Here is a 14,640-nt window from a genome sequence, read left to right as displayed (position 1 = left end):
CCGGTGTCCTTTCAGCGGCGGAAGTAGTCTTCGACGTTCTTGAAGGCGCGCAGGCCTTCGGGGGTGGCGGTGCGGACGGGATCGTCCTCGCCCGTCACCGCGCCGCGCCAGGCCGAGACGCGCAGCGGCGTCGCCGCATAGTCCTCGCGCGGGTCGAGCACGTGGGGCACGTTGGCGATGACCACGATCACGTCCATCTCGGCGCGCAGGATCACGCTGCGGCCTGCCTCGTAAGGCCCCACGAGCGGGGTGATGGTGCCGTCGGCCTCGATCCGCGTGCCCTTAAACAGCGTCACGCAAGGATGCACGTCGCGGCGGCCGAGGCCGTGCTTGGCACTGCCGAGCAGGAAGCGGTCGCGGCCGTTGGGATAGAGGCCGCTGTTGCTGCCATCGCCGTACTTGGCGGCATTGGTGGCCGCATTCGAGGTGCCGCAGAAGGTGTCATGCGTGCCCGCATCGTCTTCCAGAATGCTGAACAGTACCCGCCCCATGTCGGACAGCAGCAGCTTGCCGGCGCCGAGATAGGCGTTCCACTGCACTTTCACGGTATCGGCCACGTTGAGGCGCTCGGTCGGCATCTCGGCGTTGAACACCAGCAGCGAGGCACAGGCATCGCCGCGCAGGTCGATCAGCCGCAGCCGGGTGCCGCGCGAAAGACGCCGGGTGGCATAACCGCCCGCCGCGATGGTCTCTTCCCAGACGAGATCCTCCGGGGAGACACCTGCGGGCAGATCGTCCGCCACCGGGGGCAGCACCGGCATGCTTTCGGCCACGGTGCCTTCCATGCTGCGTGCATGATCGCGGGCGGCCAGCGGGTTCGCGAGGACTTCGGACATCAATGCGCTCCGTTCGAATGGGGGTGGCCGTCCTGCTCATGGAGCGGCGGCAGAAGAGCGGTGGTGGTGACGAGTTCCAGCTGCTGCACGCCGCGGACCCGCCGGATGGCATCGCACAGTTCCTTCAGCCGGACGGCCGGCCCCTGCACGAGAAGAACTTCAAGCGACTGGTCATCTTCCAGCACGACATGCTGCGAGGAAATGACTTCCTTCAGATAGCTGGCCTGGGTCTGCGACAGCAGATGGCGCACGCGGCCCTTTTCGCTGCGGTAAACGAGGGTGATGGTGCCCGCGAGCGTCTCGTCCGGGTGAACCAGCGAGCCATGCTCGGCAAGCGCGTGGCGGATCAGTTCGGCGATCAGCTGCGAACGGGACGGCAGGCCCCGTTCCGCAACCATCGTGTCGAGCTGTCTGAAGAGGTCTGCCGGTAGGCTCATGCTGAGCCGCGCCAGGCTTGCGGATTCGGAGCTCATATGCACCTCCTTCCAGTTATTACCTATTCAGTCAATGGTAATACTGACGCGCTCGTCGGGAATATGCACGACGCGGTCCTTCAGCGGCAGGTCGTAGACCGCCGTGGCGCCGAAACGGTGCGGTGCGTGCGGATCGTGGCGACGCTTGTCGAGCGCCAGCACGCGGGTTCCGAGGCTGAATGCCTCGCGGATATCGTGGGTGACCATGACGATGGTCAGCCCGTAATCGCTCCACAAACGGCGGATCAGCGTGTGCATGTCCGCCCGGATGCCGGGATCGAGCGCGCCGAACGGCTCATCGAGCAGGAGGATGCGCGGCCGCTTCACCAGGGCCTGCGCGATGGCCAGTCGCTGCTGCATGCCGCCCGACATCTGCGCGGGGTAGAGATCGAGACTGTCGCCAAGGCCCACCGCCTGCAGCATCTCCACCGCTTCCTCGCGGGCAGCGCGGCGGCGGGCACCGAACAGCCGCGTGGCGATGGGCGATTTCTCGCATTCCATGCCCAGCATCGTGTTGCGCAGCGCCGAAAGGTGCGGAAACACCGAATAGCGCTGGAAGACGATGCCGCGATCGGGCCCGCACTCGGCACGGAGCGGGGTTCCGTCCATCAGGATCTCGCCCTGGGTCGGTGCTTCCTGCCCGAGGATCAGGCGCAGGAAACTGCTCTTGCCCGCACCCGAGGGGCCGACGATGGATACGAAGGAGCCGGCCTCGATGTCGAGCGTGAGTTTCTCGATAACGATCCTGTCGCCGTATTCGACCCAGACGTCCTTGAAACTGAGTAGCGTGTTCAATGGTTTTCTCCGTGTGCCCACGGGAACAGCCGCTTGCTGAGGACCGTCAGCGTCACGTCCATCACGATGGCCAGCACCGCGATCCAGGCGACGTAGGGGATGATCACGTCCATCGAGAGATAGCGGCGAACCAGGAAGATGCGGTAGCCAAGGCCCACGTCGGACGCGATCGCCTCCGCCGAGATGAGGAAGACCCAGGCCGGACCCAGCGCCAGTCGCAGTGCATGTAGCAGCCGGGGCATCGCCTGCGGCAAGGCCACGCGGATCATCACCTGCCAGCTGCTGGCTCCCAGTGTCTGCGCCTTGATGATCTGCTCTCGCGGCAGGGAACCGACATGGGCGGCGATGTCGCGGATCATGACCGGCGCGATGCCGATGACGATCAGCGCCACTTTTGCCGTTTCACCCAGTCCCAGCGCGATGAACAGGATCGGCAGGAGCGCGATCGGCGGGATCACCGCGATGCCCGTCACCAGCGGCCCGAACGTGGCCCTGACCGGCGGCAGCACACCCAGCGCAAGACCGACCACCAGCGCCGTCAGCGTCGAGATGCCGAGCCCGATGCCAAGCCGCTGAAGGCTGGCGAGCGTATCGGCCCAGAACACCAGTTGCCCGGAAAGCTGGTCCGGCACGAACATCAGCGCCGACATGCTCTCGGCCATGCTGGATGGCAGAGGCAGGATCTTGTCCGCCGGGTTCACCGCATGGCGGTTCGCCGCGAGGACAAGGTAGACCACGACCAGCAGCAGGATCGGCAGCGATCCCAGAAGCATACGGTCCCCTCGCCGGACTTGACGATTTACCCAACGCATAGCGGTCTTTTCACCTTGAGGATGCGGAAGTGCGAGACTCTCAGAGCTTGCCTTCGGCGGCCATCTTCATGAAGCTGTCGTCGAAGCGCAGCGTCACGTGCTGCGGGTCGCCGAGGGTCTTGCCGCCGGGGAAGGACATGCCGACCGCATCGGCGGACGCAGCGCCCTTGAACAGCCCCTTCGAGAAGCTGAAATCGCGCACGCGGGTCATCGTGGTGACGAGCGCAGGCGATTCCGTGGCCGCAACGGCCGCCTTCGGATCGGAGTAGAGGTAGGTGGTTGCAAGCTGGCCATCGAAGGCTTCGGGCGTCGATCCGGCAAGCTTGGCCATGGCCGCGCGCGCGGCCTTGCCCTCGGCATCCTGGCGCTTCATCAGCGCCACGGTTTCGTACCAGATCCCCGCCAGCGCCTTGCCGAGCTTCGGGTTGGCCTTCAGCGTGGCGGTATCGACTGCCAGAAGATCGAGGATCTCGCCGGGAATATTGGCCGAACTGAAGACTTCCTTGGCGCCCGCCTGCTGCTTCATGACCGAAAGCTGCGGGTTCCAGGCGACGGCAGCCGTCACGTCGGGGCTGGCGAAGGCGCCGACGATATCGGCATCGGCCGTGTTCACGGTCTTGACGTCGCTGAGCGACATCCCGGCCGAAGCGAGGCCGCGAGCGAGCAGGTAGTGGGACACCGAAAGCTCGACGAGATTGATCTGCTTGCCCTTCAGCGACTTCAGGTCGCCGCCGCCCTTGAGCATGATGCCGTCATTGCCGTTCGAATAGTCGCCGACGATGATCGCGCTGGTGTCCTTGCCGCCGGCCGCCGGAATGGTCAGCGCGTCCATGTTGGCGACGGTGACGCCGTCGAGCTTGCCGGCGGTGTATTGATTGACCGATTCGACGTAGTCGTTGACCTGGACCACGTTGATCTTGAGACCGTACTTGTCCGCCCACTTCTTCACGATGCCCGCCTGCTGGGCATAGGGCCAGGGCATCCAGCCGGCGTAGATCGACCATCCGATGTTGAACTCCGTGCGCGCCTTGGGCGCTTCGCCGGATTGCGAGCAGGCTGCGGTAAGAAGCACGCCCGCCAGCAATGCGGCCTTGGATATTCTGCGGATCGATACGATCATGACTCGGGTCCCCTTTCGCAGTGCAGCATTGCCGCGATTCGAAAGGTTGTCCATCGAAAATTATTACGTGATGGCGATTCTGTAATAACCTCCACGTATCCGAGCCAATTGGACGGCCCGGTCAGGCCGTCGCTTCGCTTTTCACCGTGTGCCTGCGTGCGGCAAGGACCGGCCCGTCGTGCGCCGCGTCCTGCTCGTGCAGAGGCGGCAGGAGCGCGGTGGTCGTCACCAGTTGCAGTTGGTGAACGCCGCGAATGCTGCGCAGCGCATCGCACAGTTCCTTGAGCCTGGTCGCCGGTCCCTGCACCAGCAGCACTTCGAGGGACTGGTCATCCTCGAGGAAGACGTGCTGCGAGGAAATCACTTCCTTGAGGTAATCGGCCTGGCTCTGTGCCAGTTGCTGGCGCACCCGCCCTTTGTCCCCGCGATAGACGATCGTGATCGTACCGGCGAGCATCTCTTCCGGCCGGGTGAGAGCCTCGTGCTCGGCAAGCGCATGGCGGATCAGCTCGGAAATCAATTGCGAGCGAGAGGGCAGGCCGCGCTCTTCCACCATTGCATCAAGCTGGCGGAAAAGATCGGCAGGCAGGCTCATGCTGAGCCGGGCAAGACTGGCGGGATCGGCGCTCAAACTGCATCCCTTTCAACGATCATCGGTAACCTCGATTTCCAAACGTCCGGGTTCCAGCCAGCACAACGCGAAGAAATCGGCCGTACAGGATGAGTACCGGGGGGGCGAACGTCAAGAAACCCGCCCTACTCCAAGGGTCTGCAACATGACAGTCAAATCCTCTCCCTGCCCATAAGCCTCCGCCCCGTCAAAAATGCCCCGGCGGCGCTTTTCGGGCCGGCTCTCAGGCAACCGCAACCGGATCGAGCGTCAGGGCGCTGCGATCCGCAAGCGCGTTGATCCGGGCCAGATAATTCTGGAAGTGCGCGCTCGCCCGATGGGCCTCCACCGCCGCGCGATCCACATAGAGCTCGTCCAGCACAAAGCGTTCAGGCGTGGTCTGGTCCACCCAAAGGTCATAACGCAGATTGCCCGGTTCGTCGCGGCTGGCCGCGACCATGCCGCCTAGCAAGGCCCGCAGGTCGGCCAGCCTGCCCGGCCGGGCGGTGAGAATTGCCATGATTTTCACGGTATCGGTCATCGTTCCTGTCCTTGCTGCCCGCCAGCCCGGCTGGCCCGTCCGGATGACCGGCGAAGCGCTGGCGAAGCGTCCCGCCGGTCATCCGCTGGTTCATGCATTCGCGCGGTCGAGAGCCTCGATCAAGGCCTTGGCGACGCCGCGGTCCGAACCCGGGTTCTGACCGGTGATGAGTTCACGATCGGTGACGACATGGGGTGCGAAGTCGACCGGGGTGACGATCACGCTACCGCCCGCGATGCCGAGCGCCTGCGGCATCTCGAAATGCATCTTCGCCTTGAAGACATGCTCCTCGACAAAAGCCTCTTCCGAAGCCGAGAATATCGTCATCCGGTAGCCCGCGTAAGGCCAGTCCCCCGCCAGCTTTCGGGCACCGGCCTCATCGCCGGCAATCAGCGCCGCACGGAATGCAGGGGCCTGCGCCATCGCCGCGATCAGCGCGATCGGACCGTGGCAGAGCAGCGCGGTCGGCTTGGAAGCAGCATGGAAATGACGCAGGATCGCACCGGCATCGGCATCCTGCATGAGATCGACGACCGGAGCATGCCCGCCCGGCACAAAAAGTCCCGCAAACTGGTCGAGCCCCTGCTCGATCACCGCGCCCAGGCTGAGGACCGCGTTCATCGAGGGATCGCGCTCGTAGAACGCCCTGGCCCGCTCATGGGCGGCCACGTCATCACCGAAATGCATTGGCGAATCCGAAACCGGGTCGATGGTCGGCTTGCCGCCGTCCGGCGTTGCCAAGACGATTTCGTAGCCGGCAGCGATCAGAGCCATGACCGGCACGACGGTTTCGTTGAGATACTGGCCGATGTCGGCGTAGCCACCCTGCACTTCGATCCGCGTGGCGTTGGAGCCGAGAACGAGAACCTTACCCTTGGTCATCTTAACCTCCGAAAATTCGCAATTGGCGGGCGATCCGCCGATGCCCGCAAGATGGCCTTCCCGAGATCATTTCAGAACTTTATTTCTTGGATTTTAGATATATCTATGAGCATATGTCTAAATGCGCTACGACCTCAATCTGCTGCCGATCTTTGTCGCCTTGATGGACGAACGGAGCGTGACCCGCGCGGCCGAGCGGCTCGGAATGACCCAGCCCGCGCTGTCGAACGCCCTCGCGCGACTGCGGACCATGCTGCAGGACCAGTTGTTCATCCGCGAACGCTACGGCATCCAGCCGACGCCCGTGGCGCTGGAACTGGCCCCTGCGATAGCGGACGCCCTTGCCCGTCTGGACGACGCCGTGCTCGGCCAGCAGGACTTCGATCCGGCGCATGCGGAACGGCTCTTCACGATCGCGCCCAACGGCTATGTCGAGTTCGTACTGGTGCCGGCCATCGTCGCGCGTCTGGCACACGTTGCCCCCGGCATAAGACTGCGCCTGACGCCCTACGGCAACGACCTGAGCGAGACCGGCGTCATTTCCGGGACGACCGCGATGGTACTTGGCCGCATCGTCGATCCGCCGGACAATCTTGTCGTCCAGCATCTCATGGACGAGAGCCTTGAATGCGTCGTGCGCGCCGGTCATCCCGAGGTTGGCGAGGCCATCACGCGCGATCAGTTCGAACACCTGCGCCACGTCAACGTGATGCCGCCCGGAAGGATCCGCGCGGGGGTGTTCCAGGCGCTCGCACAGCAGCAACTCAAGCGCGATGTGGCGATCTCGGTGACCAATTTCTTCGCAGTGGCGGAAATGGTCGCGGTGACCGACTATTGCACCACGCTGCCGCGCCTGATCTGCAATCGGCTGCGCCACGATCCGCGGCTGAAGGTCCTTCCCGCCCCGGTGGATCTTGGGCAGTTCCCGGTCGAAATCGCCTGGCACGTCCGCTATCGCCACGATCCGGCCCATCGCTGGCTGCGATCCCTGATCGGCGATGTGGTGCGGCAGCTTGCAGCCTGAAGGCCGGCTAGCGGCAAACCTTCTGCTCGATCACGCCGAACGGGGCCGTCCCGTCGGGCAGACGCGCTTCCATGCGAACGGTATCGCCATATGTCATGAACGGCGTTGACGGCTTGCCGTCGCGGATGATCTCGATCGCGCGCACTTCGGAAATGCAACTGGAGCCGACTTCGGCATAGTTGGCATTCGAAACCGTGCCCGAACCGATCACCGTGCCCGCTACCACATCGCGCGTCAGCGCGGCGTGGGCCACGAGTTCATGAAATCCGAAATCCATCGCCGCGCCGTTCGCCGCGCCGAACCGCTTGCCATCAAGATCGACGAGCAGATCCATGCAGACCCGCCCTTCACGCCACGCCGTGCCCAGGGCATCGGGCGTGACCGCGAAAGGCGCCATCGAGCAGGGTGGCTTGGCCTGTATCCAGCCGAACCCGGTCTTCATCTCGATCGGCGCGATGGCGCGTAGGGACCAGTCGTTGATCTGTACCACCAGCGTGATGTGCCCCAGAGCCTCATCCGCGCTGGTCCCCATCGGCACATGGTCGACGATCACCCCGAACTCGCCCTCGAAATCGATGCCGTGGGCCGGATCGGCAAACGGCACCGGTTCGCTGGGGCCATAGAAGCGATCCGAAATGCCCTGATACATCAACGGCCTGTCGGTATCGACCGGCGGCAGCCCGAACGCGATCTGCATGAGTTCGCCGTGGGTGCCGAAGGCCGATCCATCCAGCCATTGCCAGGACCGCGGCATCGGCGCGCGAAGACGCGCAGGATCGAGCCGCCCGCCGCCGCCTGCCTCCAGCAGCGCAGCCAGCCGCAGCAGGTCGGGCTGGGCGGCCTGCCAGCCCTCCATGGCCGAAAGCAGGCTCAATCCCGCCGTAGCCAGATAGCGGGCGCCGTCCGCCGAAACGACGACAAGTTCACCGTCCGGACGGCCGTTCTCCAGCGTTGCAAGGCGCACGGTCAGTCCTCGAAGATCGCGACGGCTCGGGTCCAGCCTGCCGAGGCACCCTTGATCTTGTGCGGGAAACACGAGACCGTGAAGCCGTTGCCTGGCAGCACTTCCAGATTGTGCAGCTTTTCAAGGTGGCAATAGCCGATGTCGCGGCCCGCCTTGTGGCCTTCCCAGATCAGCGAGGTATCGCCGGTTTCCTTGACCTTTTCCGCGGTGTAGCTGAACGGTGCGTCCCAGGACCACGCATCGGTGCCGGTAACGCGCACGCCGCGCTCCGTCAGGTACATCGTTGCGTCATAACCCATGCCGCAGCCACGGTTGACGTAGTTCGGCTCGCCCAGAGCCTCGCCGGCAGCGGTGTTGACGAGGACGATATCGAGCGGTTGCAGCTCATGCCCGATACGGGCGAGTTCGTCCTCCACGTCCTTGGCGGTCACGACGTAGCCATCAGGGAAGTGCCGGAAATCCAGCTTCACGCCCGGCTGGAAGCACCATTCCAGCGGTACTTCGTCGATAGTGATCGAGCGCTCCGGCTCCCCATCCCTGCCGTTCATGGTGGGGTGAAAGTGGTACGGCGCGTCCAGATGCGTGCCGCTGTGCGTCGTCAACTTCACCCATTCCGATGCCGCGAAGCCGGCGCCATCCGGCGTGTCTTCCGCCGTGACGCCGGGGAAGAACATGTCCAGTTCGCCCGCCGTATCCATGTGGGTCTGATAGGTGATCTCGGGCTTCAGGAACGGCGGATCGCTGACCACGTCGTTGCAGAGCGAGATCGAGAGATCGACGAAGCGGCGGGTCATGCGGTTTCTCCTCCGAGCGTCTCGGCGAACCAGTCGGAAATCAGGTCGCGCCCATATGCCATGTTGTCGGCGCCGACATGCTCCACGCCGCCTTCGCGGTCAGTGAAGATCACCTTCTCGCGGCGCGGCGAGTTCACGAGTTGGTCGTAGAGATCCTCTGCATAGCCCGCGCTGATCTGGCGATCCTTGGCGCCATGGGTGACGAGGAACGGCACGCGGATGGAATCCATGTGGCCGTTGAGGTTCATCGCTTCGGACCTGGCGAGGAAATCGTCCTGATCCTTGGCGCCAAAGGCCCAGTGAACGTGCGCCCAGTAGTGCGGCACCGGGTTCTCGCCCTCACGCGCCATCCGCTTGTCCTGCACTTCGCGCCAGTTGTGGTTGGCCCCCCAGACCGCGCCCGAGGCAAAGCGGGGCTCATAGGCAACCGCACGCGGCGCGAAATGACCGCCGAGCGAGATGCCGGTCATGCCGATGCGCGCGGGATCGACTTCCGGCTGCTGCTCCAGCCAGTCCACCGCCTTGCTTGCCCAGCTTTCCGAATGGGGATCGACCGGTAGGCCCTGCAGGCGCAGCGCCTCGCCCGAACCGGGCTGATCGACGCAGAGCGTGGAGATCCCCCGGCGTGCCAGTTCCTGCGGCAGACGGGTCCAGTAGAGCAGTTCCTTGCAGCTATCGAGGCCGTTGCAGAACACCACCACGGGCTTGTGCCCCTCTCCCGGTGCGCGCGTGAACAGTGCCGGCATCGTGCCGATTTCCAGCGGAATTTCCACGCGCTCGCGGTTGAGTTTGCCCAGCACCGTCGAGCGATCGAAAGCCTCGCGCGCCTTCGCGTAAGTCTCCTGGCGGCCGGGATGGCCGTGGCCCTGCATGCGCTCTGCCGTGATGAGATAGAGCGAGGCCCGCTCCAGCTTGTTGGAGGCAGAGAATGTACGGCCCTTCGCCTCATCCTCGGCGGCAAGCTGCAGCAGCTTGTCGCCCATCGCCGCCCAGGCCTTCATGAACTGCGGCGTGCCCGCATCGGCACCGTTCGCCGCCGCGTCGCGGATCGGCTGGCACATGTCGATGATCTCGCCGAGCTGCGCGCCCGATTCCATCGCGATCGCGACCGAGAGGTTCCAGATGTAGTTCGGAAAGTATTCGAAGAGGGCCAATGGGGGCTCCTGTAATCAGAAATAGGGGTGCGGATTGACGGTCTGCCTCTGGATCGGCTGCAGCACGTCCCAGTGCTCGACGATCCGGCCGTCCTTCAGGCGGTAGATATCGGCCACCGCGCCGCCGGGATTATCCGGCGAAGGGCGGCCGTGGAGGTGGATCATCGCCATGTCGCCATCGACGAGGATACGCTTCACATCGAACGAGGCGCCCGGCGCGGAGAACTTAGGCTCCAGCATGGCGATCGCCGCTTCCCGCCCGTCAAGGATGGCCGGGTTGTGCTGGACATAGTCCTCCGCGACATAGCGCTCGAACGCCGCGCGCACGTTGCGCTCCGTGTAGAACAGGCGGGCGAAATCGGTCACGATCGCGCGATTACGCTCGGTCAGACTGTCCGGCCCGCGCGCCGAAACCAGCGCAAGGGCACAGGCCGCCAGTGCCGCGATCCGAAGCCCGCGCCGCATCATGCGTCTGCCGGCTGGAACAGCCGCGCGTCGGGCGCGGGATGCGGCATCGTCTGCGGGCCGCCGACACCGATGCCCCACTGGTCCATGACCTGCGGGCCGGGAATGTGAACCTTGTGCTCATGCGTCTCGAAATCGACCTCTTCCAGTTCCGAGGTATATTCGACCGCGAACCCGGCAGGTGTCGTGAAGTAGCTGAAGGTGTTGTTGCCCGCCGTGTGGCGCCCCGGCCCCCAGCGCAGATCGGTGCCGCGCTGCTTCAGCCGGTGGATGCCGCGCATCATGTCGTCCACCGAGAGCATGTCGTAGGCCACGTGGTTGAGGCAGGGCGGCCCGGGCAGGATGGCGACGCGGTGGTGCGCCTCGTTGCAGCGCAGGAAGCACATGAAATCGCCCAGCCAGTCGCTCACCTTGAAGCCCAGCACATCGGTGAAGAAGGCCACCAGCGCCTGATGATCGGGCGAGTGCATGACGATGTGGCTGATCTTCGCCGGCACGCCTTCCCAGCGCGCCATGTCGCGTTTGCCGAGCCGTTCGACACCCGTCGAAATCTCGAAAGGCAGCCCATCGGGGCTGAAAAAGCGGAAGCCATAACCGCCGCCCGGCGCGTCGAGGTCGCGCGGCGCGAAGATCACCTTGCAACCCGCGGCGACGACCTTGCCGTGGAGCGCCTCCACATCCTCGCGGCTGTCAGCGGCGAAGGCGATCACTTCGACATGGTTGGCGGCGGACTTGTGCAGGCGGACGACATGATGCTCGTCATGCCCCTGCGTCTTGAACCACACATAGTCTTCGGAAGCGGCAACTTCCTCCAATCCCCAGTCCTGCGTGTAGAAGGCGCGTTCGGCGTCGAAATCCTCGACGCCATATCCGACATAGCGGATTTCGGTCACTCGGCTCATGGCTGCAATTCCTTGAATCAAAATGTCAAATTGGCTGGCTGACCACCGCGAACATCTCGGCAGTGGCCTTGTGATTGTCGACCGGCGGGCCCTTGCCGATCTGGCCGTGGCAGATCGCCAGCGAGGCCTCGACGATGTAGCGGCAGCGTTCGTAGCGACGCGCGCGATAGGCTTCGAAGGCCCGTTCCGGCGTGTCACAAGCGGAGAGTTCCTCCGCCAGCACGAGGGCATCCTCGATCGCCATGCCCGCGCCCTGCCCCAGATGCGGCGTCGTCGCGTGGACGGCATCGCCCAGCAGCACCACCCGTCCGCTGTGCCATGGCCCGTGCACCATCATGCCTTCCAGCGGACGATAGACGACGCCTTCATCCTCGGTGATCGCCTCGGCCAGTTCGCGGATCGCGGGCGCGGTTCCGGCCAGCTTGCTTCGCATCGTCGCGGCGAGGCCCTCCTGCGGATAGCGCGGATTTCCGGGCTCGGGCGTGGTCGCGTACATGTACATCGTCTCGGCCGACATCGGCACGAGGCCAACGCCGGTCGGGCCGTTATAGACGTGAAGGGCATCGAGCCCCTCGGCGCGCGGAAAGTTGTAGCGCCAGACCGACTGGCCGGTGAATTCGGGGCTTTCCGCGTCGGGCAGCACCATGCGGCGGGTCTGCGAATAGACTCCGTCGGCACCAACGACGATGTCGTATCGTCCCTCGCTGCCGTCCGGGAAGCGGGCGGTAACACCCGTTTCATCCTGCTCCAGCACCTCTACCGTAAGCCCGAGACGTATCTCTGCGCCGAGTTCCCGGGCGCTGCCGCCCAGCACCGCTTGCAAGGCGCGGCGGCCGATGCCCACGTTCGACGGCTTGCCCTCGACCAGCGTCGGCGTCGGGATACGGGCCACGCGGGTGCCGTCGGGAATATAGATCTCCACTGCATCGAACCCGCAGGCGGCATCCAGAAAGGCATCGAGAACGCCAAGCTGGTCCATCGCCCGCACCACGTTCGATTGCTGGATGATGCCTACCCCATAGACCGACCAGGTGGGATCGCGCTCGATCACCGTCACCCCGTGCCCTGCCCGCCGCAGCGCGATCGCGGCGGAAAGCCCGCCAATGCCGCCGCCGACAACCAGCACGTTCAGGTCCTTCATCTGCCTTCCTCTCGCCCTCGCGGCGTGGGCCGCACGCCCGGCGTCCCCGGACTTGTCATGGCTTCGGGATGGGCCGGCCCTTGCTACAGATCAAATTTTTTGTTTTTGTCGTTTATCACAAACAGAATCGATACCTCATGCGCCTCGACAAATTCGACCTCAACCTGCTGATCGCACTGGAGTTGCTGCTGGAGGAGCAGAACGTGACGCGGGCGGCGCAGCGGCTGAACCTCACGCAATCGGCCATGAGCGCGGCGCTCGGCCGCCTGCGGCTTGCCCTCAACGATGAGCTGCTGGTGCCGCACGGACGGCGCATGGTCGCAACGCCTCACGCGCTGGCGCTGCTGCCCATGGTTTCGGAAGCGGTGCGCAACTTGCGCGTGCTGATCTCGGGCGCGACCGCGTTCGATCCGGCGACCTCCGATCGCCGTTTCGAGATCGCCGCGTCGGACTATGTCGCCACCGTGCTGCTCGGCCCGCTGCTGCCCCGCCTCAAGGCCGAGGCGCCGCGGGTAGACATCAACATCGCCCTGCCGACCCGCCAGACCGGCGTGTTGCTGGAAGACGGCAAGCTCGATTTCCAGCTGACGCCCGAGCAGTTCCTGATCGCCGACCACCCCAGCGAACTGTTGTTCGAGGAACGCCACGTCGTCGTCGGCTGGGCACAAAACCCGGTATTTCTGGGGGACCTGACGGAAGAGCGCTACTACGCCTGCGGCCATGTCGCGGTACGGATCACCGGCGTGCCCTCGTTTGCCGAGCGGCACATGCTCACCTCGGACGATCGCCGCCGTATCGAGGTGACGGCACCCTCGTTCTCGCTGGTACCCTGGCTGCTGCCGGGCACGGGATTGCTTGCCCTGATGCACGAGCGGCTCGCGCGGGTCTTCGCGCCGCTGCTGCCGCTGACGATCCGGCCCGCTCCGGCGTTTCTCCCGGCCATGCCGCCCATGCGCGAGATGATCCAGTACCACGCCGCCCGCGCCAGCGACGCGGGCATGCTATGGTTCAAGGACCGGCTGATCGCTGCCGCTCGAAACGATCAGACCTTGCCGGCGTAACGATCGGTCGCGCGGATCAACTGGTCGAGAATGCCCGGTTCCGAATAGGCGTGGCCGGCCCCTTCGATCAGGTGGAAGTCCGCTTGGGGCCAGGCCTTGTGCAGCGCCCAGGCAAAGTGTGCCGGGCACGGCATGTCGTAGCGGCCATGGACGATCGTCCCGGGAATCGCACCCAGCTTGTGGGCATCGCGCAGCAACTGGTCCGGTTCGAGCCAGCAATCGTTGACGAAATAATGCGTCTCCAGCCGCGCGAAGGCGAGCGCGAAGCGGCCATCGTCATGCTGCGCCGAGTTGGCGGGATCGGGCAGCAGGGTGATGGTCTCGCCCTCGAACATGCTCCAGATGCGGGCGGCCTCGATCCGCTCGGCTTCGGGGCCGGTTGTCAGGCGGCGGTGGTACGCGTGAAGGATATCGCCGCGCTCTTCCTCGGGAATCGGCGCAACGAGACGCTCGTATTTCTCCGGGAACATCTGCGAAACGCCGAACTGGTAGAACCAGTCCAGCTCTGCCCTGGAGCACATGTAGATGCCGCGCAGCACCAGTTCGCTGACCCGCTCGGGATGCTTCTGGGCATAGGCGAGCGAAAGCGTCGAGCCCCAGGAGCCGCCGAACACCAGCCACGTTTCCGCACCCATAAGTTCCCGGAATCGCTCGATGTCTTCCACCAGATGCCAGGTCGTGTTGGAATCGAGCGAAGCATGCGGGACCGACCTGCCGCAGCCGCGCTGGTCAAACAGCAGGACGTCGTAGAGCGCCGGATCGAACAGCCCGCGATGCGCCGGGGAAATGCCGCCACCCGGCCCGCCGTGCAGGAAAACCGCCGGTTTCGCGCCGGGCGTGCCGCAGCGCTCGTAATAGAGGGAGTGACCGTCGCCGGTATCGAACATGCCGGTCTCGTAAGGTTCGACCGGCGGATAGAGAGTACGAAGCATAGACTTATCCTGTGCCATCTGGCGGCAATTGGAAAGGGGCCGGCCGCGCATTTCGAACCGCACAGAACCCTACCAGAACGACACCTGGAGGTCCCCGGGCAACCCAAAGCCTGCCACTGGACATACCTTGCCCC

Annotated in this window: 17 protein-coding genes; 2 read left to right on the top strand and 15 right to left on the bottom strand. The window is 64.8% G+C overall.

Annotation, left to right across the window (positions count from 1 at the left end; genetic code table 11):
- Positions 1 to 11: 11 nt before the first annotated feature.
- From CA833_RS22685 to CA833_RS22650, 8 genes are all read right to left on the bottom strand, one after another.
- On the bottom strand, positions 12 to 836 hold the full coding sequence (locus CA833_RS22685; protein ID WP_207080277.1) for an urea amidolyase associated protein UAAP1: 825 nt from the start codon (positions 834 to 836) through the stop codon (positions 12 to 14).
- Positions 836 to 1,309, bottom strand: a complete 474-nt coding sequence (locus tag CA833_RS22680; RefSeq protein WP_207080276.1) for a CopG family ribbon-helix-helix protein — start codon at positions 1,307 to 1,309, stop codon at positions 836 to 838. The genes CA833_RS22685 and CA833_RS22680 overlap by 1 nt, the downstream gene beginning before the upstream one ends.
- Before the next feature lie 27 nt (positions 1,310 to 1,336).
- Entirely contained in the window at positions 1,337 to 2,104 is a 768-nt protein-coding gene (locus tag CA833_RS22675; protein WP_207080275.1) for an ATP-binding cassette domain-containing protein, read from the bottom strand.
- Entirely contained in the window at positions 2,101 to 2,916 is an 816-nt protein-coding gene (locus tag CA833_RS22670) for an ABC transporter permease (RefSeq protein ID WP_207080274.1), read from the bottom strand. Before CA833_RS22670 ends, CA833_RS22675 begins: the two co-directional genes overlap by 4 nt.
- Before the next feature lie 40 nt (positions 2,917 to 2,956).
- Positions 2,957 to 4,036: a putative urea ABC transporter substrate-binding protein gene (locus tag CA833_RS22665; protein ID WP_207080273.1), complete on the bottom strand. Its 1,080-nt coding sequence runs from the start codon at positions 4,034 to 4,036 to the stop codon at positions 2,957 to 2,959.
- A 121-nt stretch (positions 4,037 to 4,157) separates the two neighbouring features.
- Complete coding sequence (locus CA833_RS22660; RefSeq protein ID WP_370584622.1) at positions 4,158 to 4,631, bottom strand: CopG family ribbon-helix-helix protein; 474 nt, start codon at positions 4,629 to 4,631, stop codon at positions 4,158 to 4,160.
- A 259-nt stretch (positions 4,632 to 4,890) separates the two neighbouring features.
- A complete protein-coding gene (locus tag CA833_RS22655; RefSeq protein WP_207080272.1) occupies positions 4,891 to 5,187 on the bottom strand; it encodes a putative quinol monooxygenase in 297 nt (98 codons plus the stop codon).
- A gap of 90 nt (positions 5,188 to 5,277) precedes the next feature.
- The gene (locus CA833_RS22650) at positions 5,278 to 6,069 is read right to left on the bottom strand and encodes a type 1 glutamine amidotransferase domain-containing protein (RefSeq protein WP_207080271.1); all 792 of its coding nucleotides are present in this window, start codon (positions 6,067 to 6,069) and stop codon (positions 5,278 to 5,280) included.
- Positions 6,070 to 6,190: 121 nt separating this feature from the next.
- Here CA833_RS22650 and CA833_RS22645 point away from each other — a divergent pair, with 121 nt between their 5' ends.
- Positions 6,191 to 7,093 carry a LysR family transcriptional regulator gene (locus CA833_RS22645; protein WP_207080270.1) on the top strand — a complete coding sequence of 301 codons (903 nt, stop codon included), beginning with the start codon at positions 6,191 to 6,193 and terminating at the stop codon, positions 7,091 to 7,093.
- 7 nt (positions 7,094 to 7,100) lie between these two features.
- Here the strand turns inward: CA833_RS22645 and CA833_RS22640 are convergent, their stop codons facing one another.
- The 6 genes from CA833_RS22640 to CA833_RS22615 are packed head-to-tail and all read right to left on the bottom strand — an operon-like array spanning position 7,101 to position 12,513.
- Entirely contained in the window at positions 7,101 to 8,057 is a 957-nt protein-coding gene (locus CA833_RS22640) for a fumarylacetoacetate hydrolase family protein (RefSeq protein WP_207080269.1), read from the bottom strand.
- A gap of 2 nt (positions 8,058 to 8,059) precedes the next feature.
- Positions 8,060 to 8,851, bottom strand: a complete 792-nt coding sequence (locus CA833_RS22635) for a cyclase family protein (RefSeq protein WP_207080268.1) — start codon at positions 8,849 to 8,851, stop codon at positions 8,060 to 8,062.
- Positions 8,848 to 10,005 carry a S9 family peptidase gene (locus CA833_RS22630; RefSeq protein WP_207080267.1) on the bottom strand — a complete coding sequence of 386 codons (1,158 nt, stop codon included), beginning with the start codon at positions 10,003 to 10,005 and terminating at the stop codon, positions 8,848 to 8,850. Before CA833_RS22630 ends, CA833_RS22635 begins: the two co-directional genes overlap by 4 nt.
- 15 nt (positions 10,006 to 10,020) lie before the next feature.
- Positions 10,021 to 10,473: a nuclear transport factor 2 family protein gene (locus CA833_RS22625; protein WP_242526425.1), complete on the bottom strand. Its 453-nt coding sequence runs from the start codon at positions 10,471 to 10,473 to the stop codon at positions 10,021 to 10,023.
- Entirely contained in the window at positions 10,470 to 11,372 is a 903-nt protein-coding gene (locus tag CA833_RS22620) for a VOC family protein (RefSeq protein WP_207080266.1), read from the bottom strand. Before CA833_RS22620 ends, CA833_RS22625 begins: the two co-directional genes overlap by 4 nt.
- Positions 11,373 to 11,397: 25 nt before the next feature.
- Positions 11,398 to 12,513 (bottom strand): FAD-dependent oxidoreductase, encoded by a 1,116-nt coding sequence (locus tag CA833_RS22615; RefSeq protein WP_207080265.1) that lies wholly within the window; start codon positions 12,511 to 12,513, stop codon positions 11,398 to 11,400.
- A gap of 137 nt (positions 12,514 to 12,650) precedes the next feature.
- On the opposite strand from CA833_RS22615, the gene CA833_RS22610 reads away from it, so the two are divergent.
- A complete protein-coding gene (locus CA833_RS22610; protein WP_207080264.1) occupies positions 12,651 to 13,574 on the top strand; it encodes a LysR family transcriptional regulator in 924 nt (307 codons plus the stop codon).
- Here CA833_RS22610 and pip read toward each other — a convergent pair.
- Positions 13,556 to 14,506 carry a prolyl aminopeptidase gene (gene pip / locus CA833_RS22605; protein ID WP_207080263.1) on the bottom strand — a complete coding sequence of 317 codons (951 nt, stop codon included), beginning with the start codon at positions 14,504 to 14,506 and terminating at the stop codon, positions 13,556 to 13,558. The genes CA833_RS22610 and pip overlap by 19 nt on opposite strands.
- Positions 14,507 to 14,640: the final 134 nt, after the last annotated feature.

It is taken from the genome of Novosphingobium sp. KA1, from assembly GCF_017309955.1.
In the GTDB taxonomy this organism is placed as follows: Bacteria; Pseudomonadota; Alphaproteobacteria; order Sphingomonadales; family Sphingomonadaceae; genus Novosphingobium.
This window is presented reverse-complemented; position numbering and strand designations above follow the sequence as displayed.

What these genes read in the sequence shown, in the direction of transcription:
- CA833_RS22650 (WP_207080271.1), bottom strand. Translation starts at nt 6,069, where the DNA reads ATGACCAAGGGTAAGGTTCTCGTTCTCGGCTCCAACGCCACGCGGATC.
- CA833_RS22670 (WP_207080274.1), bottom strand. Translation starts at nt 2,916, where the DNA reads ATGCGTTGGGTAAATCGTCAAGTCCGGCGAGGGGACCGTATGCTTCTG.
- CA833_RS22625 (WP_242526425.1), bottom strand. Translation starts at nt 10,473, where the DNA reads ATGATGCGGCGCGGGCTTCGGATCGCGGCACTGGCGGCCTGTGCCCTT.
- CA833_RS22610 (WP_207080264.1), top strand. Translation starts at nt 12,651, where the DNA reads ATGCGCCTCGACAAATTCGACCTCAACCTGCTGATCGCACTGGAGTTG.
- CA833_RS22620 (WP_207080266.1), bottom strand. Translation starts at nt 11,372, where the DNA reads ATGAGCCGAGTGACCGAAATCCGCTATGTCGGATATGGCGTCGAGGAT.
- CA833_RS22645 (WP_207080270.1), top strand. Translation starts at nt 6,191, where the DNA reads ATGCGCTACGACCTCAATCTGCTGCCGATCTTTGTCGCCTTGATGGAC.
- CA833_RS22615 (WP_207080265.1), bottom strand. Translation starts at nt 12,513, where the DNA reads ATGAAGGACCTGAACGTGCTGGTTGTCGGCGGCGGCATTGGCGGGCTT.
- CA833_RS22635 (WP_207080268.1), bottom strand. Translation starts at nt 8,851, where the DNA reads ATGACCCGCCGCTTCGTCGATCTCTCGATCTCGCTCTGCAACGACGTG.
- CA833_RS22685 (WP_207080277.1), bottom strand. Translation starts at nt 836, where the DNA reads ATGTCCGAAGTCCTCGCGAACCCGCTGGCCGCCCGCGATCATGCACGC.
- CA833_RS22665 (WP_207080273.1), bottom strand. Translation starts at nt 4,036, where the DNA reads ATGATCGTATCGATCCGCAGAATATCCAAGGCCGCATTGCTGGCGGGC.
- pip (WP_207080263.1), bottom strand. Translation starts at nt 14,506, where the DNA reads ATGCTTCGTACTCTCTATCCGCCGGTCGAACCTTACGAGACCGGCATG.
- CA833_RS22680 (WP_207080276.1), bottom strand. Translation starts at nt 1,309, where the DNA reads ATGAGCTCCGAATCCGCAAGCCTGGCGCGGCTCAGCATGAGCCTACCG.
- CA833_RS22660 (WP_370584622.1), bottom strand. Translation starts at nt 4,631, where the DNA reads ATGAGCCTGCCTGCCGATCTTTTCCGCCAGCTTGATGCAATGGTGGAA.
- CA833_RS22655 (WP_207080272.1), bottom strand. Translation starts at nt 5,187, where the DNA reads ATGACCGATACCGTGAAAATCATGGCAATTCTCACCGCCCGGCCGGGC.